Source organism: Pseudomonas sp. MEJ086 (genome assembly GCF_030209025.1).
Classification (GTDB): Bacteria; Pseudomonadota; Gammaproteobacteria; order Pseudomonadales; family Pseudomonadaceae; genus Aquipseudomonas; species Aquipseudomonas fulva_A.
In genome coordinates, this window is the sequence record NZ_JARVSV010000022.1 from 22070 (window position 1) to 40599 (window position 18530).

At 55.9% G+C, this 18530-nt stretch carries 19 protein-coding genes and 1 pseudogene; 7 read left to right on the forward strand and 13 right to left on the reverse strand.

Annotated elements, in window-relative coordinates:
* Window positions 1-26: 26 nt before the first annotated feature.
* Entirely contained in the window at window positions 27-671 is a 645-nt protein-coding gene (locus QRN22_RS14340) for a hypothetical protein (RefSeq protein WP_042554598.1), read from the forward strand.
* A gap of 292 nt (window positions 672-963) precedes the next feature.
* Here the strand turns inward: QRN22_RS14340 and QRN22_RS14345 are convergent, their stop codons facing one another.
* Complete coding sequence (locus tag QRN22_RS14345) at window positions 964-1530, reverse strand: recombinase family protein (protein ID WP_042554599.1); 567 nt, start codon at window positions 1528-1530, stop codon at window positions 964-966.
* Window positions 1531-1734: 204 nt separating this feature from the next.
* Between QRN22_RS14345 and QRN22_RS14350 the strand changes: the two genes are divergently transcribed.
* Window positions 1735-2121, forward strand: coding sequence for a hypothetical protein (locus QRN22_RS14350; protein ID WP_156152728.1), 387 nt, complete (start codon window positions 1735-1737; stop codon window positions 2119-2121).
* A 533-nt stretch (window positions 2122-2654) separates the two neighbouring features.
* Here the strand turns inward: QRN22_RS14350 and QRN22_RS14355 are convergent.
* From QRN22_RS14355 to QRN22_RS14385, 7 genes and pseudogenes are all read right to left on the reverse strand, one after another.
* Window positions 2655-3002, reverse strand: coding sequence for a hypothetical protein (locus QRN22_RS14355; RefSeq protein ID WP_042554601.1), 348 nt, complete (start codon window positions 3000-3002; stop codon window positions 2655-2657).
* The gene (locus QRN22_RS14360; RefSeq protein ID WP_082045820.1) at window positions 2999-5284 is read right to left on the reverse strand and encodes a tape measure protein; all 2286 of its coding nucleotides are present in this window, start codon (window positions 5282-5284) and stop codon (window positions 2999-3001) included. The genes QRN22_RS14355 and QRN22_RS14360 overlap by 4 nt, the downstream gene beginning before the upstream one ends.
* A gap of 3 nt (window positions 5285-5287) precedes the next feature.
* Window positions 5288-5575, reverse strand: coding sequence for a hypothetical protein (locus QRN22_RS14365; RefSeq protein ID WP_042554604.1), 288 nt, complete (start codon window positions 5573-5575; stop codon window positions 5288-5290).
* A 1-nt stretch (window position 5576) separates the two neighbouring features.
* Window positions 5577-5870: a hypothetical protein gene (locus QRN22_RS14370; RefSeq protein ID WP_042554605.1), complete on the reverse strand. Its 294-nt coding sequence runs from the start codon at window positions 5868-5870 to the stop codon at window positions 5577-5579.
* Entirely contained in the window at window positions 5867-7117 is a 1251-nt protein-coding gene (locus QRN22_RS14375) for a hypothetical protein (RefSeq protein WP_042554606.1), read from the reverse strand. Before QRN22_RS14375 ends, QRN22_RS14370 begins: the two co-directional genes overlap by 4 nt.
* 325 nt (window positions 7118-7442) lie before the next feature.
* Window positions 7443-7916 (reverse strand): hypothetical protein, encoded by a 474-nt coding sequence (locus QRN22_RS14380; protein ID WP_042554607.1) that lies wholly within the window; start codon window positions 7914-7916, stop codon window positions 7443-7445.
* A 678-nt stretch (window positions 7917-8594) separates the two neighbouring features.
* Window positions 8595-8939, reverse strand: a pseudogene (locus QRN22_RS14385) (VOC family protein); the annotation flags it as partial.
* A gap of 119 nt (window positions 8940-9058) precedes the next feature.
* Here QRN22_RS14385 and gorA point away from each other — a divergent pair.
* The 3 genes from gorA to QRN22_RS14400 all read left to right on the forward strand — a co-directional run bounded on the left by gorA (window position 9059) and on the right by QRN22_RS14400 (window position 12487).
* Window positions 9059-10414 (forward strand): glutathione-disulfide reductase, encoded by a 1356-nt coding sequence (gene gorA, locus QRN22_RS14390; protein WP_042554608.1) that lies wholly within the window; start codon window positions 9059-9061, stop codon window positions 10412-10414.
* A gap of 7 nt (window positions 10415-10421) precedes the next feature.
* Window positions 10422-11045, forward strand: coding sequence for a trimeric intracellular cation channel family protein (locus tag QRN22_RS14395; RefSeq protein ID WP_042554641.1), 624 nt, complete (start codon window positions 10422-10424; stop codon window positions 11043-11045).
* A 62-nt stretch (window positions 11046-11107) separates the two neighbouring features.
* Complete coding sequence (locus QRN22_RS14400; RefSeq protein WP_042554609.1) at window positions 11108-12487, forward strand: FAD-binding oxidoreductase; 1380 nt, start codon at window positions 11108-11110, stop codon at window positions 12485-12487.
* A 23-nt stretch (window positions 12488-12510) separates the two neighbouring features.
* On the opposite strand, the gene tcyN is transcribed toward QRN22_RS14400, so the two are convergent.
* The 4 genes from tcyN to QRN22_RS14420 all read right to left on the reverse strand — a co-directional run bounded on the left by tcyN (window position 12511) and on the right by QRN22_RS14420 (window position 15853).
* A complete protein-coding gene (gene tcyN, locus QRN22_RS14405) occupies window positions 12511-13266 on the reverse strand; it encodes an L-cystine ABC transporter ATP-binding protein TcyN (RefSeq protein WP_042554610.1) in 756 nt (251 codons plus the stop codon).
* Between the two features lie 26 nt (window positions 13267-13292).
* Window positions 13293-13961 carry a cystine ABC transporter permease gene (gene tcyL, locus QRN22_RS14410; protein WP_042554611.1) on the reverse strand — a complete coding sequence of 223 codons (669 nt, stop codon included), beginning with the start codon at window positions 13959-13961 and terminating at the stop codon, window positions 13293-13295.
* Window positions 13958-14755: a cystine ABC transporter substrate-binding protein gene (tcyJ, locus tag QRN22_RS14415; protein ID WP_042554612.1), complete on the reverse strand. Its 798-nt coding sequence runs from the start codon at window positions 14753-14755 to the stop codon at window positions 13958-13960. The genes tcyL and tcyJ overlap by 4 nt, the downstream gene beginning before the upstream one ends.
* 99 nt (window positions 14756-14854) lie before the next feature.
* Window positions 14855-15853 carry a D-cysteine desulfhydrase gene (locus QRN22_RS14420; protein WP_042554613.1) on the reverse strand — a complete coding sequence of 333 codons (999 nt, stop codon included), beginning with the start codon at window positions 15851-15853 and terminating at the stop codon, window positions 14855-14857.
* 225 nt (window positions 15854-16078) lie between these two features.
* Between QRN22_RS14420 and QRN22_RS14425 the strand changes: the two genes are divergently transcribed.
* A complete protein-coding gene (locus QRN22_RS14425; RefSeq protein WP_042554614.1) occupies window positions 16079-16858 on the forward strand; it encodes a MetQ/NlpA family ABC transporter substrate-binding protein in 780 nt (259 codons plus the stop codon).
* Between the two features lie 69 nt (window positions 16859-16927).
* Here QRN22_RS14425 and QRN22_RS14430 read toward each other — a convergent pair whose 3' ends face one another.
* Complete coding sequence (locus QRN22_RS14430; RefSeq protein WP_042554615.1) at window positions 16928-17845, reverse strand: AraC family transcriptional regulator; 918 nt, start codon at window positions 17843-17845, stop codon at window positions 16928-16930.
* Window positions 17846-17950: 105 nt separating this feature from the next.
* Between QRN22_RS14430 and QRN22_RS14435 the strand changes: the two genes are divergently transcribed.
* Window positions 17951-18511, forward strand: coding sequence for a carboxymuconolactone decarboxylase family protein (locus QRN22_RS14435; RefSeq protein ID WP_042554616.1), 561 nt, complete (start codon window positions 17951-17953; stop codon window positions 18509-18511).
* The last annotated feature ends 19 nt before the right edge of the window (window positions 18512-18530 follow it).

Sequence of the window (18530 nt, forward strand, 5' to 3'; positions counted from 1 at the left end):
TTTCCACCAATCCAAGGAGTTAGGAAATGAAGTCCAGAAAGCTGCACACAATCCACGATCTAATCGTGACCAACTATCGGGTTACCCAGTTGCCTTCAGGCAAGTTCCTGCACCAGTTCAACCCTCAGAGTTCTGACCGGGTGTACGAGTTTGAGGGGAATAGTACAAGGGTGTTGGTCAACGGCGAGCGATACAACGTCGGGTATACCCCTGCACCTGATGGGCGTTGCTTAGTCGATATCTCTGCACTGGGTAAGGTGGATACCGCAGACAAGGTGCTGAGCTATCAAGTGTCCAAGCAGCTATCAGCGGATATCTACGCGGAGAATCGGGCCAAGAACGATGAGCGTGTCAGTCATCGCGCCACTGATGGTGGGTACTACTGGGGCAAGAAATATGCCTGGCGCCGCTATGGGCTTGTGATTGCAAAGGATGCTTTCTTCAAGTACCTCGACCACATCGGCCATCCATCTGTTCCCTGTGTAACCTCTAATCCTGATCTGCCGTTCGCTGCTAATGAGCAATCCACGGCGTACCTAGATCATGGTTTAGAGCAAGCGATGGATGCGCTGATAAACACAGCTGTAAAGGTGGGGCGGTACTATGAGTCGCCGCGATATCCCGGCAGCTTTCAGATTAAAGCCATCAACGCAATCACGGACAAGAAGTAGAAACCTTCCCCCGCCAAAAAACGGGATGCATCGCGTCCCGTTCTCCAGTTTCAACATAGAAAATATCTGATGGGTCAGATGCTCGCCACGTCGAGGCGACAGCCGAGTATCAAGATAGCTCTCTACCTGGGGTGTTTAACACAGCCCACCCAGGCCACAGCTGAGACGTCTTAAAATCAAAAATATCAGAGGGGGCGACACTGCGTGTCTTCCTATTAGGCGTTCTCTGCTCCCGTAGGCGTGTCCCGCATCGATGCTATTGGGAATCGACGTAGACGTCTCACACGAGCTATCAGACGGCATTCCAGAGGCGTTTGACAGTGCTCAGACTGCAACCAAGTTGCTTGGCTACAGCTGACTGAGAGAGATTGGTCTTCTTCAGCTCCTGCACTTGCTCGGAGGTAGTTGCAGCAGGGCGGCCAAGCGTCTTTCCTTCTGACTTAGCACGACTCAACCCGGCTTGTGTACGTTCGATCAGAAGATCACGCTCAAACTGAGCTACAGCAGCGAGAACGCCCATCGTCATCTTCCCGGCAGCTGAGGTTAGGTCTACGCCGCCAAGGGCCAAGCAATGCACGCGGATGCCCTGAGACTCCAAGAGCTGGACGGTTGTTTGCACATCAATGGCATTACGGCCAAGGCGGTCTAACTTGGTGACCACCAGCACATCACCATTCTCCATACGCTCAAGCAACTTGTTGAAGCCTGGACGCTCGCTTGCACTGGTGGAGCCGCTGATGGTTTCGGCAATGGCACGTTGAGCCTGGATATCGAAGCCAGCGGCTTTGATTTCCTGAATCTGGTTCTCTGTGGTCTGGCCTGTGGTGCTGACGCGGCAATAGGCGAAAGTGCGGCTCATGGCTGAATGCTCTTTGGTGTCATAAACGTGGGTTCATTATGGGGTTGGTTTCACAACTTGTAAACCCTAATTTATGACATCAGCTGCATGGGTTCTCCTGGGTGGTGTCAGATACGACCGTTTATGAGCCAGGAGAATCTTGATCCCTACACCAAACTGCACGGCGCTATCATCGTGGTATGTCCAACCATAAGGTATCCGTTCATGAGCAACCCACGAGCGCTCACAATCAATATCGAAGCCGTCTCTGCCGAGCACCTACGTAAGCTGCTGGAACTCGCTTTGTTCGACCTCGACAAGCTGAAGGAGGCGGCATGGTCTGAGGATGAGGGGGAATCTATTCCCTTGTCGATGGCGGGAGATATGGGCAGTTACCGACTGGAATACAAGCTGGGGACGCATGCTCTCATTGCTGAGCACCAGAGCCTGCTTGGGCAAGGCTACACAAAAATAGAAACCAGTTCATGGAGGAAAGACAACTACAGCCTGTACGAGCACGCTGAGAAGGCTCCCGTCAGGCTCTACCTAACCTCTGCTCAACTGACGAGCCATGACGCTGAGGAACATGAGAAGAACTTCTTGCGGTTTTAAAAGCGCCTAGGGTGCACCTTCCTTCTCTGCGATGCGGAATGTTTTGCTTCGTTTTGATTATCTGGAGCAATTTTGCAAAAAAGGAGGGGAAAGCTGCCCTGTTTAACCCAAGAGGGGTTGAGTAACGTGATTGCTGGGGGAGAGACGTGCTACGAATAGAAAAGCCCTGGGAAACCATCTATTAAAAATGATTTTCCAGGGCAATTTTCATTGTTGTTTTCTAGGGCGTCCACGGCCTCGTTTCACCGGCTCTGCGTAGACGCCACGGACGTGTGCCACGCCTGCGAATAGCTGGTCTACTAGCACTTCTTCCTCGACTTCGTCATGGAGGGTGGCTAGCCGTATTGGTGGATGTTCTGCATATCGATTGGCAAGCCAATCATGGTGCTGCTGGGGTGTTGTTTCCATTTGATGATTCCTTTGTCTGTCACAAGCGTGACGAGAGAATTTAAGCTCCTAAGCTCGAATAATCTGGCGATAAGTTACGCCCAAGAATCGGGACACTTTTAGGAGCAATAGGTGGGAGTAGGCGTTCAGGGTTTCTTTGCATCAGTTCCGATGTTGAAAACACTGCCAGCGCTGATGATTCCGCCTGGGCCTGGGACTTCGATCTTGTTGGTTCCTGCACTAATCGTCGTCTTACTCTGGCTGAGGTATGCCGGGTTACAAAACGCAGGTGATCGTATGATTCCAGCCACCTCGGATACCCTCAGCGACTGGTGGTCGATTGCACGTAACAACGTCGATTCTGTGTGCTGGTGTTGAAACCTGACAGCCTCGATGCGTGTACTGATCTCGCTGGTGTTCCAGCAGACGACCCCCAGGAAAACAAACAACACTATCGAATTGAGCACCTGCAAAACTGAGCTGAGGTGCTTCATCGTTTGGCTTCCAGCATGTTTACCTTGGCCACGCTGAAAGTTTTGTCCATGTGATATCGAGCGGCATCAATAGCCATGCGTCCAAGACGATCTTGAAGCTGGTCAGCAATCTCTGAAGCGTTCACTCCTGCTGCGTTAACCGCTACGTGGAACTGGTTCGTCGTGATGCTATTCATGTTCGTCGTGCTGGAATCGATCAGCTGCTGCATGGCCTGGGCGGGGTTTGTGGCGAGCGTATCGAGCATCGATGGCGTGAATTTCGGGATCAATGGCGACGGTTCACGTAAAGGGAGTGGGGGTTGTGCATCGAATGGACGCCCTGTGTAGCCATCCTTACGAGATGCCTTGTGTTGCTGCCACTCACGTTCCAGACCGAACATGCGGAATAGCCTGTTTACATTGTCCTCAATGCGTCTAACGATGGCATCAAAAGCATCTGGTACCGCAGCAAGGATCGGGTCTAGACGTGTCCAAACCTCATCCATACGTGTCAGGAAGGTGTCGAAGCTCTCGCCGATCTTCTCGAAGGCAACCGAGCCCATGAACGTCGTAACGTTCGTCAGCAAAGTGAGCAGTGGCTCAAGGTGCGTGGTGAGCTGATCGAACTTGGCACCAAGCTGGTCGAGGTATTGGATGGCCTTAGGGTCGCCAGTAAGCTCGTTGATCTTGGATTGTAGCTTCTCGATCCAGGCAACCATGCGCGTACTGCCATCGACGAAACGGGTTTCCAGTCTCAAGCTTGCAGATTCCAGCGTTGAGAATCCTGGGATCAATTTTTCAAGCGAAACCTGAAGGCGTTCCTTTGCTTGGTAAAGCTCGACAGAGGATTGCTTCAGGGCCCCATCATTAAACTCTGCCGTACGAATGCTGCGTTCAAGCTCCATGTTTTGAAGGCGAGCTTTGGAAGCATCAGCCGACTGGCGAACCTCATCGAGACGGCCACCGGCATTGGAGCGTTCCTGTAGCACCTGACCAAACTGTTTCCAGAACTCGACAAGTGGCTTACCTGCAATCTTGCGGTCTTCCATGTCTTTGGAAAATCGTAGCGATGCTTTGTCGCCAGTGAGGCCAGATTTAGTCTGACGTGACCATGCCTCGGCTGCTGCACTCCACGCCCCTGGAAGCCTCTCTGCGAGCTGCTGACGCATCTCTTCGCTGTAGAGCTGGCCTTTGCTCAGGGACTGCTGGATAGCTCTCAGAGCGCCTGCCTGATCGTCCGTCGAGACCCCAGCACCACGGCCAAAGGACATAAGCCCCTGGAGCATTGTGGCGCTTTCTTGAGGGGTCATTCCCGCCTCAGTCAGGTTCACCGTAGCCATGGTGTATGGACGGGCAATTTCTGATCGGACGATACCTAGATCATTGGCCAGGGCGGTTAGGCGATTCTCTGCCTGTGTGGCTAGTGCTGGGCTTCCTGTCGCTACGCGAAAATTGGCACGTTCAACCATGCGCTCATCACGAGATGAAATGTCTGTCTTGGCGAACTCGTTCAATTTAGCCTGAGCTGCTACGGCTGCTGCTGCGACAGCCCCCAAACCAACAGCGGCTGGATGCAAGTTCATACCGAACATGCCAAGACTTGGGATCGATGCACCTACGCCAGCACCAAGGCCAGCAGATGCAACATGACCGAGTGAGCCACCCAAACCACGACCGCCAGCACTACGCCAGATCGACGGGGAAGGGGAAGGGGCGGCGTGTCTTCCTGAAGGACTACGCATGGCACCTGGGAGACGTTTGTTGATGCGTTCTTCAAGGCGTAATGCCGTGATACGTGCACGATCTGAAGCGGCCTGTGTGCGTGCTCTAGTGGCTTCTAAGCGGCTTGCTGCTGCACTGGTACGAAGCTGTTCTTGCTGGAGCTTTAAACGACCTTGTTCTTGTCGAAGGCTGAATGCCTGGGCTGCTTGCTGAGTTTTGATCTGTTGAAGCTGTGCACGGTGTTGTGCAGTTTCCTGCTTGGCCTGCTGCTGGCTGAGCTTCGACTGAAGGCTTTGAGACTTAAGCTGTTGGTGATCCACCGCTAACTGAAGTCTCGAAACCTTCAAACTATCCGCAAACTGTTGCTTGGTCAGGCGCTGTTGCTGTTGCAACTGGCGTTGAATGTTTGCATTACCCTGGGGATTGAGACCGAGCCGCTTGTTCAGCCTCTGGGCTTGCCGGTCAAGCTGCGACATCTGCTTAGCAACACGATCAAGAAGACGTTCAAATTTAAGCAAACCAGATGCATCAGCATCAAATCGTAGTTTACCAACTAAGCTCGCTATGATTTTTTCTGACATCTCTTACGCCCCCATTCTTTGCTCAAGCATCAGCTTGAAAACATCCGCTTGAGATTTTCTAGGCGACTTGGATAGTTTGAGTTTTATATCTTCGATGATGGCGTCGATACTTTCATATGCACTGCCGTGTAGTAATGGCTGACTGGCCTTATCAAGTAGAGCTTTGGATACTGAAACTTCATCTTCCACGATAGTTTGTTGCAGCGCTTTGAGAACGATAGTTGCGTTCTCTTTCATGCTTGGTGTGCCGTACTTTTGGAGAAGTAGCAGCTTTGTACGATCTACGCTCATGTTATACGGCCCTCAGTTCGGGAGTTGTGATAATGGTTTTAGGTTTGAAGCTGTACGTTGTACCTGATTCGCTTATGGTGACTTCTTTGTCATTCAGCCCGAGGTCATCGGCGATGGAGTCTAAGGTTAAAAGCAGTACGTCGAGTGTGTGGTCGAAGCTCTCAGCTTTATCAGCGAATATGTTAGTAAAATGTTCGACGATAGCCATTGCATGCGGTGTTAATGTGAATGTTCTTTCTTCGACGCTATAAGACTTAATTTTATTAGCGGCTGGGTTGCCGTTGATCAGTTTCATGTGTGGTATCTCCATGTGTGATTGGTCTGTTTTTCTTTTGGCTTATATAGTTCAAAAACTGGTTGATCTATATCATCCTCGATATCGAAGTGGTTAGGCTCTAATAAATCTGGATGAATGACGCTGTTAAATTCAGCTTCTAAGATTACAAGTTCTGCGTAATCTTGAACGGTGAAAATAGCGCTCCTAGTTGGTTCAATCTGAGAGGCAGTATCGTCCTTAAAAACAGGGACAACTTTAGGAGCGAAAGGCAGCACTAGGCTTTCAGAAGTGTGGTAGGTATTGAGAGCTGTTAGAAAATCCTCAATCTTCCCGCCGTGTAGTAAGTTGAACTGAGCTTGTCGGAGACCTTTTAGCGGCTCTAACGCTACCTTGTATTCACTTTCGGAAGGGCCGCACCATTGCAGATCGAAGACAAGAGGCAGAATGGTGTCAGTTGCTGCTAACCATGGCTCGATAACTTTTTCCAGGTTGGGGCGGTGCTGTGATAGGCGTTTGAGTTCTGCCAAGAACACGTCATTGCTGTTAATTCCAGAAACTGGAGCATAACCAGCTGACTTTCCAGTAATCTCAGCTTTGAGCTTTGAAAGCGCTGCTGTAGTCATTCCCTCACGTTCTGCAAGAGCTGGAACACGATCATCAGTACAAGAAGCCAGCCAATCTAGAACTGCTTGGCGTCTAGCTGGTTGAAGCTTCAACTTAACAGCGATTGTGGCGGTGTAGTCTTCGCCAAGGTATTCAACTATCTTTGCGACTACCGAGCTTTTAGTATCCTCTTTGCGTACTAGCCACTTTGGTTTTAGGTTAATTCTACTGATCTTGTGACCAGCGCCAGCGGTGAAGCCGTTGCTGTGACTGCTGTTAAGGTCGCGGTAGCTCACTGTCAGGTTCTCGGCATACATGGTGCCGATGGAGTGGGGATGGGTAACGGGGAAGATGTGACACAAAGAAAATTGATCGTCTTCACCGTATGCGTTGGCTTTCAGTGAAAACTTGTACAGAGAATAAAGTTTTTCTAGTTCGCTGAGCGACTTAGGCAAGACTTCTATCGTTCCACTTCTGCGACACGAGTCCGCAAGGTAGTAAACGAATGCCGAAGTCGAGAATCTGTACTTACGCTGATCATCTAGTTTCTTCGATCTTGCACGTTGAAATTGCTTCTTATGTGCTTCAGTACAGTATTGGGCTTTGGCTGATTTGAATTCAAATAGCTGGTTGCAGAATCTGCAGGGTTTGGTTTTGTTCATGTTGGGCTCCATCAAGGCAAGCGGGTTTCGGATTAATTAATCCATATGATTTTCTGCATCTACCAGAGCAGAATGGTTGTAACTTTACGCTGTAGAATACGTGGCCACAGTTTTTGCAGGTGACGAGTTTCATTCTGAATCCTCTTAATATTTGAAGCGGCTTATGCCGCTTCCTTCAAGGCAACTGTCTGGCAATAGAACGAGCAGTATTTTGAATTTCTCTTATGTCGCTCGTTACATTCCACACAGTCCTTTTCATGGCTTTCAGGCTCTGCTTTTCTCCATGTTTTAATCTGGACTGCATGCGGGTAATCCCACCAGCGTTTCATGGTCGTTCGCCTAGTGCTTCAATAGCCGCTTTTCGAGCTGCTTCGACTGCTTTTTCTTTGGCGGCTTCAACTTTCTTTAAAGCCTCACGTTCACTTCGAGCTACCGACTCAGCTACAATCTTTTCAAGATGCTGATCGTATTTCTCTTGTAAGTACTGTTTGTACTTTTCACGAACTTGCTCTGTGAGAGATTCAATGTCTTTCTCTTGGTCAGCTACAGGTCGAGTGACGAATGTAAAAGAATAGCCACTGCTCATGTTGGTATGAGCGGTCACGTCAAAGTCATAACCAACTTTAATCTTTTCGATGACGGCAACAAGCAAGCCTGCTGGGTAATCTGCACTGACAAGCTCGATAGCTCCGAGTTGATTAGCGTATGGCTGATGCTCGCGGCTACGGTAGAAACTGAGTTCGTTACTTAGCAGGGCTTGAAAATCTTCTTCGTTATAGATGTGAGTGATTGCAGTCATTATTTAGTCTCCTGTGGTTTTATGATTTTTAAAGCTTCTTTAAATTCTGTGATAGCTGTCAGTAGCTCTAACTTGAGTTCAGCGAGCCCGATTTTCGGTACTGGTGACTTCAATTTTTGGCGAGCCCTGTAGGCTGCAACTGTGCACTTGTTACTGCAATGCACCTTGCGTGGGTTAGCATCATGATCAATGTGGGCGCCGCATACTTCACAAGCACGTTCTGGTTTTATTTCGGACATAGGTTTACCTCCAAGGTAAGTAGGATGATTAGTAATGGTGTGTCATGGTGTCAGGCAAAAAAGAAAGACGACAAGAGCCGTCTTCTAAGGATTAACACATGAGATATTCGAAAATTAGTAGCCACTTTCTAGCAGACGGTGGCGGCGTCAGGCGATGGGTAATCACGACCCGGCTAGAATTTGAAGTTGCTTAACGGTAGGAGGGCGAAACAACTTCGGAGAGACGGTAGAGTGACTAAGTACCGTTGAACTTATGCGAGGGAAAATTGAAAACCCGTCACTGAAATGGAGAAATTTTTCTCTATTTCTATATATATAGTATCACGGATAGTGGCATTTTGTCAAGACTCTGACGGAAAAATACTTGCAATCGCTTGCTGGATGTGCTTTCGATTTCTGTCGTGGTGGCGCCTGCCAATCTTCTGCTTTACACAAAATATCTTTGCCCGCAGTAGTAGCCAACCGGATAGGGCTCGTCGCGCTGCGCCCAGACCAGGCAGCCGGCCGCCTGGGCCTTGGCAGCGATGGCGTCGACTGCCTCGCGGCTTTGCAGGGCGAAGCCGAAGTGGCTGTAGTCATTGGCCGCCAGGCGCCGCGGCTCGCCACCGGGCATGATCACGAAGATGAATTCGCTCTCGCGACCTGGCTCGGCCATCCACACGATCTGCGAACCCTTGCCGGGCCTGCGGTGGATGACGTGCATGCCGCAGAAGCCTTCGTAGAAATCGATACAGGCCTGCAAATCGGGGACGTGCAGAGCCAGGTGTGTGAGGATCGGGCGCATACGTAGCTCCTTGTTCTATCGAGACTAGACCGGCCGCATCGAGGATAAGTTTGCGCCATGTGCCAGGCGGGCAGGGCGCTTCGTTTACGGTATGCTCTGCATCTGTTCAGGAGGCTGTGATGACCTACGATTTCGATCTGTTTGTAATCGGTGCCGGTTCCGGCGGTGTACGTGCGGCGCGCTTCTCCGCCGGCTACGGCGCCCGTGTGGCGGTGGCTGAAAGTCGCTATCTGGGCGGTACCTGCGTCAACGTGGGTTGCGTGCCTAAAAAATTGCTGGTGTACGGCGCGCAGTTCGCCGATGAGTTCGAGCAGGCGCAGGGTTTTGGCTGGACGCCCGGCGAGGCCAAGTTCAGTTGGCCGACGCTGATCGCCAACAAGAACCGCGAAATCGAGCGCCTCAATGGCATCTACCGCAAGCTGCTGGTGGGTAGCGGCGTGACCCTGCTCGAGGGCCATGCGCGGCTGCTCGACGAACACAGCGTCGAAGTCGACGGCAAGACCTACAGTGCCGAGCGCATCCTCATCGCCACCGGTGGCTGGCCGCATGTCCCCGATATTCCTGGGCATGAGCATGCGATCAACTCCAACCAGGCGTTCTTCCTGGAAGAGCTGCCCAAGCGCGTAGTGGTGGTCGGCGGTGGCTATATCGCCGTGGAATTCGCTTCGATCTTCAATGGCCTCGGCGCGCAGACGTCGCTGTTGTATCGCGGTGAGCTGTTCCTGCGTGGTTTCGACAATTCCCTGCGCACCCACCTGCATGAAGAACTCGCCAAGCGCGGCCTGGATGTGCAGTTCAACACCGATCTCGCGCGGATCGACAAGCAGGCCGACGGCAGCCTGCAGGCCACCCTGAAGGATGGCCGCACCCTGCAGGCCGATTGCATCTTCTACGCCACCGGGCGCCGGCCGATGCTCGAGAACCTGGGGCTGGAAAACACCACCGTCAGCCTGGATGACAAGGGCTATATCAAGGTCGACGACGAGTACCAGACCACGGCGCCATCGATCCTCGCCATCGGTGACGTGATCGGTCGCGTGCAGTTGACGCCCGTGGCCCTGGCCGAAGGCATGGCCGTGGCGCGTCGTCTGTTCAAGCCGGAGGAGTACCGCAAGGTCGATTATCAGAACATCCCGACTGCGGTGTTCAGCCTGCCGAACATCGGCACGGTCGGGCTGACGGAGGAGCAGGCGCGGGAGGCCGGCCACCAGGTGAAGATCTTCGAAAGCCGCTTCCGGCCGATGAAACTGACCCTGACCGAAAGCGATGAGCGCACGCTGATGAAGCTGGTGGTCGATGCCGACACCGATCGCGTGCTGGGCTGCCACATGGTCGGCCCCGATGCCGGCGAGATCGTCCAGGGCCTGGCCGTCGCCATCAAGGCAGGGGCGACCAAGCAGGTGTTCGACGAAACCATTGGCGTTCACCCGAGCGCGGCCGAGGAATTCGTCACCCTGCGTACCCCGGTGAACTGACTTGTCGATGAGCCAGTTGTTCTACCTTGCGGATCTGTTCGGGGTGGCGGTATTCGCCATCACCGGCGCGCTGATGGCGGGGCGCAAGTCCATGGATCTGTTCGGTGTGCTGGTGATCGCCATCATCACCGCACTCGGCGGCGGTACGCTGCGCGATGTGATCCTCGACAATCATCCGGTCAGCTGGATTCGCAACGACACCTACATTCTGGTCGCTTCGCTGGCTGCCGTGTGCACGGTGATCTGGGTACGCCTGACCCGACCGATTCACGAAAAAGGCCTGCTGATCGCCGATGCCTTCGGGCTGGCTGTGTTCACCGTGATCGGTACCGAAGTCGCCCTGCAGTACGCGATGCCGTCCAGTACGGCGGTAATCATGGGGGTCATGACCGGTGTCGCGGGCGGCGTGATGCGTGACGTGATTTGCAACGAGATCCCGCTGATCTTCAAAAAGGAGATCTACGCCACCGCCTGCCTGGCTGGTGCGGTAACCTTCGTGCTGCTGCGCATGCTGGAAACGCCGCATTGGCTGGACACCGGTATTGCCATGCTGGTGGTTCTGGCGATCCGCCTGGCAGCGATCCGCTGGCACTTCTCGCTACCCCGATTCCACCTGCTCGACCGCGACTGATTCAAGAGGCGGCGAGCTGCTCGATAACGCTGTTACCCATCTGTATTCACCAAGGAAGGTCGATGCGTCGTTTGCTCTTGTGTCTGTGCGTGCTGAGCATGGGCGTCTGCGCTGAGGAGGTGGTCAATGACGTCACCGGCCTCAACCAGGTCGTCGTCGAGCGGGTCGTCGTGCCGCGCAGCGAGCAGGATGTCGTCGAGGCGCTGCGTCGCCATGCCGGGCCGGTCAGTATCGGCGGGGGGCGTTACAGCATGGGTGGGCAGACGGCCTCGGACGGTGCGCTGCAACTGGACATGCGCGGGCTCGATCAGGTGCTCGAGTTCTCCGCCGAGCGCCGGGAAATTCGTGTGCAAAGCGGTATCACCTGGCGCGCCATACTCGAATACGTCGATCCTTACGATCTCTCGCCGCAGATCATGCAGTCGTACGCCAACTTCACGGTGGGTGGCTCGCTGTCGGTCAACGTGCATGGTCGTTACGTGGGCGAGGGGCCTATCGCCGGTTCGGTTCGTGCCATTCGCGTGGCGCTCGCCGATGGTCAGGTGGTGGACGCCAGCCCGAGTCAGAACGCCGCGCTGTTCCATGCTGCGATTGGCGGCTACGGTGGCCTCGGGGTGATAGTCGAGGCCACGCTGGGCCTGGTGGAGAACACGCGCATCGCCAGAGAAAGCCAGGTCATGCCCTTGCAGGACTATCGCCCCTGGTTCTATCGCGAGGTCGCCCCCCAGGCGGATCTGGTGATGCACAACGGCATCCTCTATCCCAGTGACTTCTCCACGGTGCGGGCCGTGTCCTATCGGCGCACGGAGGCTGCTCTCACCGAAACAGAACGGCTAAGTCCAAGGCAACAGAGCAGCCAGCTGCAGCGCGCGGGGATTCGTTTGAGTGGATCGTCCTCGGGCATCAAGCTGCGTGAAGCGGCGCTCGATCCGCTGCTGTTCCGCAGCCCCAAGGTGCAGTGGCGCAACCATGAGGCCAGCCTCGATGTCAGCGAGCTGGAGCCGATATCCGGCCCGGGCTTCAGTTATGTGCTGCAAGAGTATTTCGTGCCGCCGGCACAGCTTGAGCGCTTCATCGGTGAGCTGGCGCGCCTGACCCATCGGCACCAGGCGACGCTGATCAACGTCTCCATTCGCCATGCCAAGGCTGACCCGGATACCTTGCTGAGCTGGGCGCCCGAGGAGGTCTTCGCTCTGGTGCTCTACTACCGGCAGGGCAGCTCGGACGGCGAGCGGCAGAAAGCCACAGCCTGGACCCAGGACCTGATAGCCGCAGCCCTGCGCTGTGGCGGGCGGCATTACCTGCCTTATCAGATTCACGCCAGCCGCGAGCAATTTCTCCAGGCTTATCCGCGGGCGCCGGAGTACTTCGAACTCAAACGCCAGCTGGATCCCACCTACAGGTTTCGCAACCGTCTGTGGGACGCCTATTACCCTCGGTAATTATCCAGAGCGAAGCCTCTCGATCACTTCACGGCATCGCCGAGAAACTTGCTGAGAAACTGCTGGGTACGCGCCTGCTTGGGCGCGCTGAACAGCTCGCGGGCATCACCCTGTTCGACTATCACGCCCTTGTCGATGAAGATGGCTCGGTTGGCCACGTCCCGGGCGAAGCTCATCTCGTGGGTGACGATGACCAGGGTGCGATTCTCCTCGGCCAGGGCTCGGATGGTCGCCAGCACTTCACCGACCAGTTCCGGGTCCAGCGCCGAGGTGGGTTCGTCGAACAGGATCACGTCCGGTTCCATGGCCAGCGCACGGGCAATCGCCACACGCTGCTGCTGGCCGCCGGACAGACGCTTCGGAAAGGCGTCCTCCTTGCCTGCCAGGCCGACCTTGGCCAGCAACTGCCGGCCTCGTTCCAGGGCCATGTGGCGCGGTTGTTTCTTGACCACCACCGGGCCTTCGATGACGTTTTCCAGCGCGGTGCGGTGCGGGAACAGATTGAAGTTCTGGAAGACGAAACCCACGTGCTGACGCAGCTTGCGGATCAGCCCCTGTTGCTGGCCCATCGGCTTGCTGGCATCGATCTCGACGTCACCGACGCGAATGCTGCCGCCATCCGGTGTTTCCAGCAGGTTCAGGCAGCGCAGCAGGGTGGTCTTGCCCGAGCCACTGGGGCCGATGATGGCCACCACTTCGCCAGGCGCGATATTCAGGTCGATGCCATCGAGCACGGTCTGGCCTTTGAAGGCCTTGGTCAGGTTGCGAACGGTGATCATGCTTCTGCTCGTGTCCGGTAGAGCCATCAGTTTTCCGCCTCGTGGCGGTTGACCCGCGCTTCCAGGCGGTTCTGCAGATGCGCCAGTACGCTGGAGAGTATCCAGTAGATCAAGGTGGCCGCGAGGTACATGGTGAAGACCTCATAGGTGCGGGCAGTGATCAACTGGGCCTGGCGGAACAGCTCCGGCACCTGGATGGTCGCCGCCAAGGCGGTGTCCTTGACCAGCGAGATGAAGCTATTGCCCAGCGGCGGCAGGGCGGTGCGCATCGCCTGCGGCAGAATGGCACGCATCATCGTCTGGGTCCTGCTCATGCCAATGCTGGCTGCCGCTTCCCACTGGCCGCGATCGATCGAGGCGATGGCTGCACGCATGATCTCTGCAACGTAGGCTGCCATGTTCAGAGAAAAACCGATCAGGGCGGCGGTCAACGGTTCCAGTTGCACACCCAGTTCAGGCAGGCCGAAGTAGATGATGAACAACTGCACCAGCAGCGGCGTACCCCGGAAGAACGAGATGTACACCCTGGCCAACCAACCCAGTGGCGCAATGGCGTAGAGCCTGACCAGGGCAAGTCCGAACCCCAGCAGCATGCCGAAAAACATGCCGCCGAGGCTCAGTACGATTGTCCAGACGGCTCCCTTGAGCAGGAAAGGTAAGGAATCCAGAACCAACTGGAGGCTGTCTTGCATCATTGCGTGACGTCAGCCTTGAACCATTTTTCAGAAAGTTGTTTCAAGGTGCCGTCGCCGCGCAGCTTCTCGATGGCCTTGTTGATGGCCGCCAGCAGCTCAGGATTGCCTTTGCGCAGTGCGATCCCCGATTCCTGACGGGAGAAAGCGTCACCGGCAACGGCCATGCGCTCACCCGTCTTGGCGACCATTTCGAATGCGGCCAGGCGGTCGACGAGAACCACATCGATGCGCCCGACATTGAGGTCCTGGAACTTGGTCGGATCATCATCGTAAGTACGGATGTCGGCCTGCGGAACGTTCTCTTTCAGCCACTGCTCGTAGTTGGTACCAAGGCCAACACCGACCTTTTTACCAGCCAGGTCCGCTGCAGTCTTGACGCTGGCGGCATCGCTCTTGCGGGTAAGAGCCTGGATGCCCGAGACGGTGTAAGGGGTCGAGAAATCGTACTTTTTCTTGCGCTCGTCGGAGATGGTGACCTGATTGACCACTATGTCGATGCGACCCGACTCCAGAGACGCCAGAATGCCGTCCCACTTGGTCGGCTGAAAACTGACTTTCACGCCCAGTTCCTTGGCCAGCGCTTCGGAAAGGTCCACCTCGAACCCAGCGAGCTTGCCGCTTTCGTCCTGAAAGTTGAACGGCGGGTAGGTGCCTTCGAGGCCCACCTTGATGCTGCCGCTGTCCTTGATCTTCTGCAGATCGTCGGCAGCGTATGCCTGGCTACCGAGGCCGGCGCAGAGGGCCAGGCCGAAACTGCCGATAAGGAACTGGCGACGCAGTGTTGCGAAAGTCATAGCTGAACCTCGGGTCTTGTTGTGTGTGGAAGTGCGGCAACTCTAATGGTTCTAGATATATTCTATAAAATAATAAAAAATTATTTGCATATGCCATTTTTATGGCGTCAGGGATTGATAGGCGAACAATGCCGGTGCACCGCCGGTATGCAGGAACACGATCGGCTTGCCTTCTGCGAATTCGCCTTTCTGGACGCCATCCAGCAGCCCAGCAAATGCCTTGCCCGTGTAAACCGGGTCGAGTAGCAATCCCTGGCTGCTGGCGAGTAGACGAATCGCATCGAGTGTACCGGTATTCGGTTCGCCGTAGCGGGGGCCGTAATACTCATCCCACAGCTCGATGGACAAATTGTCCGGCACGCTGATGCCCAGCAGTTCGGCGGTTCGTTGCACCAGTCCCAGTACCTTCGGGCGCTGCAGGTCTGCAGGCCGTGAGACGGTGATGCCGAGCACACGCCAATCGGGTAGCAAGTGGGCCAACGCCAGCGCCATGCCCGCATGAGTCGCTCCGCTTCCGGAAGCCACCACCACCGTGCCGCTATCGAGCTCCAGCGCATTGACTTGCTCTGCGAACTCCAGCCCAGCCTTGACGTAACCCAATGTGCCCAGCGCATTGGATCCGCCAATCGGGATCACGTAAGGGTGCTTGCCGGTGGCGCGCAGGCGCTCGGCCTTGGCCACCAGCATCACGTCCGGCTCGTTCAGGTTGTCGACGATCTCCACTCGCGTGCCGAACAGATCCAGCAGCAGGCGGTTGCCGTTATGCAGGTAATTCTGCTCCTGGGTATCGATGGGGTTTTCCAGCAAGGCGACGCAGGCCAGGCCCAGCTTGGCAGCCAGTGCCGCAGTCTGCCGCACGTGATTGGACTGGATCGCACCAGCGGTGATCAGCGTATCGGCTTGCTGCGCCAGTGCATCGGCCCCGAGGTACTCCAGCTTGCGCGCCTTGTTGCCGCCGAGGGCAAACAGGGTCAGGTCATCGCGTTTGACGTAGATGTCCCGGCCAACGTGGTGTGAGAGGCGCACCAGGTGTTGCAGCGGAGTGGCATGGGGTACCAGTTCGAGGCGCTCGAATCGGCTCAGAGCTTCACTGATCATGGGGGGATTCACTGCCGAAAAGGAGGATGAATATCACTTTAGAAGTGACAGCCCGAAACACAACAAGTGCGTAAGCTTCTACTTATTCTCAAAAGAAATATAGGAATGAATTAAAAGTATTTTCATCGTATATCTGCGCGCCGTATCTTCAGCGCGCCGTCCTACCCTGTGCGGCCGACCACCACCATGCCGATGTCGATCCACCGGCAACTACCGAGAACAATCATGAAAAAAACGCTTCTGTTGGCTGCATTGGCCTCCGTCCTGGCTACCCAGGCATTCGCCGCTGAAAAACTCACCGTAGCGGCAACGCCGGTTCCCCATGCCGAGATTCTCGAGCTGATCAAGCCGAAGCTGGCCGCGGAAGGCATTGATCTGCAGATCAAGGTTTTCACCGACTACGTGCAGCCCAACCTGCAGGTCGAGCAGAAGCAACTCGATGCCAACTACTTCCAGACCAAACCGTATCTGGACAGCTTCAACGAAAGCCGCGGTACCCACCTGGTGATCGTCAAGGGCGTACACGTCGAGCCTTTCGGCGGCTATTCGCGCAAGTACAAGAGCCTGAAGGAACTGCCGGACGGCGCCACCATCGCCATCCCCAACGAGGCCAGCAACAGTGGCCGTGCGCTGCAACTGCTGCAGCACGCGGGTCTGCTGACCCTGAAAGACCCGGCCAACATCCAGGCAACGCCGAAGGACCTGGCCACCAACCCGCACAACTTCAAGTTCAAGCAGCTCGAAGCGGCCATGCTGCCGCGCGTGCTGGATCAGGTCGACCTGGCGCTGATCAACACCAACTACGCGCTGGAGGCCAAGCTCAATCCGAACAAGGATGCCCTGGTGCTGGAAAACAAGGATTCGCCGTACGTGAACTACCTGGTAGCACGCCCAGACAACCAGAACAGCGAAGCCATCAAGAAACTGGCTGACGCCCTGACCAGCCCGGACGTGAAAGCCTTCATCGAGAAGAAGTACTCCGGTGCTGTAGTCCCGGCTTTCTAAAACGCGGCGAGCTCACCCTCGCTGACCCAAACGCCGACAGAGCCTTCGCTTCTGTCGGCGTTTTTATTTTCAGGGTGTCGTAGCGCCGTTGAACTGTTTGCGAAATGCCCCGGGCAATATGCCGGTTACCTTGGCGAACGCTCGAGTGAAGGCCGCTACCGACTGATAGCCCACGGCCTCGGCGACGTCTGCCACGGCGACTCCTTGCTTGAGCAGCCGGGTGGCCTGGCGAACCCGCAGGCTGATCAGCATCTGCCCGGGCGAGGTGCCCGAGAGTTCCTGAAAGCGCTTGCAGAACGCCGAGCGCGACAGCCCGGTGTAGCTGGCCATTTCCTCCATGGGCCAGCTGTGTTCGGGGCGCGCGATGAGCTGTTCGATCAGCGCGCTGAATTGGGGCTGACGGGCCAGGCCGAGCAGACCGCCGAGTTGTTCGGCCTGACCCTGTTCACGCAGGACGTAGAGAAACAGCAGATGGCTGAGCCGTTCGAGGAAGGCATCGGAAGGGCCATCGCCGCGCGCGCACTCGTCGAGAATCAGCTCGAACAGCCGGCGCGCCGCACTCAGCGACGGATCACCGGCACGCAATACCAGAAAGGCCGGTAACGCCTGCAGGATCAGGCTGCTCAGGCCCGGGCGAAAATGAAAGAACCCGCAGACCAGGCCGACGCCCTCGCGGGGCTGTTGCTGCAGCGGTTGCATCGCCACCTTGGGGCTGCAGCGTGCTGCATCGGCCGCCGCCGCATTGGACAGGCGATAGCGAATGTCATGGAGCAGAAACACCGCATCGCCTGCATGCAGCGCCACGGGCTCGCCGCCATCGTCCAGGTGCAACCAGCAGTCACCGTGCAACAGCACATGAAAGCTGGCCCTGGCCAGGCCATGGGTACTGGCCTGCCAGTTGCCGCAATAACGACCGACATGGAACAGGCTGGCGTCCAGTTCCAGGCTCTCTAATAACCATTCAAAAGGGGGCAGGGACGAATTCATCTAATGAAAAGACTCAAGAGCAAGTAATAGCGACTTTCTCATATTGTTGGGCTTTCTTATAACCAAGAAAATGGATCGTAATTCGCTCAACCCAGGAGTTATCCCATGTCTCGCGTGACCTTGCATACCGTGGAAACCGCTCCCGTAGAGGCCCAGCCTTTTCTGCGCAACGCCCAGGCCGCTTCCGGGTTCGTTCCCAACCTGCTGGCGGTGCTCGCCAATGCGCCGGCCGCGCTGGAAACCTACGTCACCGTCTCCGGCCTGAACGGCAAGGCCAGCCTCGGCCTGGCGGAACGCGAAGTGATCCAGCTGATCGCCGCCACCACCCACGGCTGCGCCTTCTGCGTTGCCGGCCACACGGCGGTCGCCAGCAACAAGGCCAAATTGCCTGCCGAGGTCGTCGAGGCCTTGCGTGCCCGCGGCGAGCTGCCGGACGCCCGTTACGAAACCCTGGCGCAGTTCACTCGCGAGGTCATCGCCACCCGCGGCAATGTCAGCGACGCGGCGTACCAGGCATTTCTCCAAGCAGGCTTCACCGAGGGCCAGGCCCTGGAGGTGATTCTCGGGGTGAGCCTGGCCACCTTGTGCAACTTCGCCAACAGCTTCGCCCACACCCCGCTCAACCCGGAGCTGGAGCGTTATCGCTGGGACCAGGCCGGCGCGTGAGCCGCAGAGGAGATTTCGC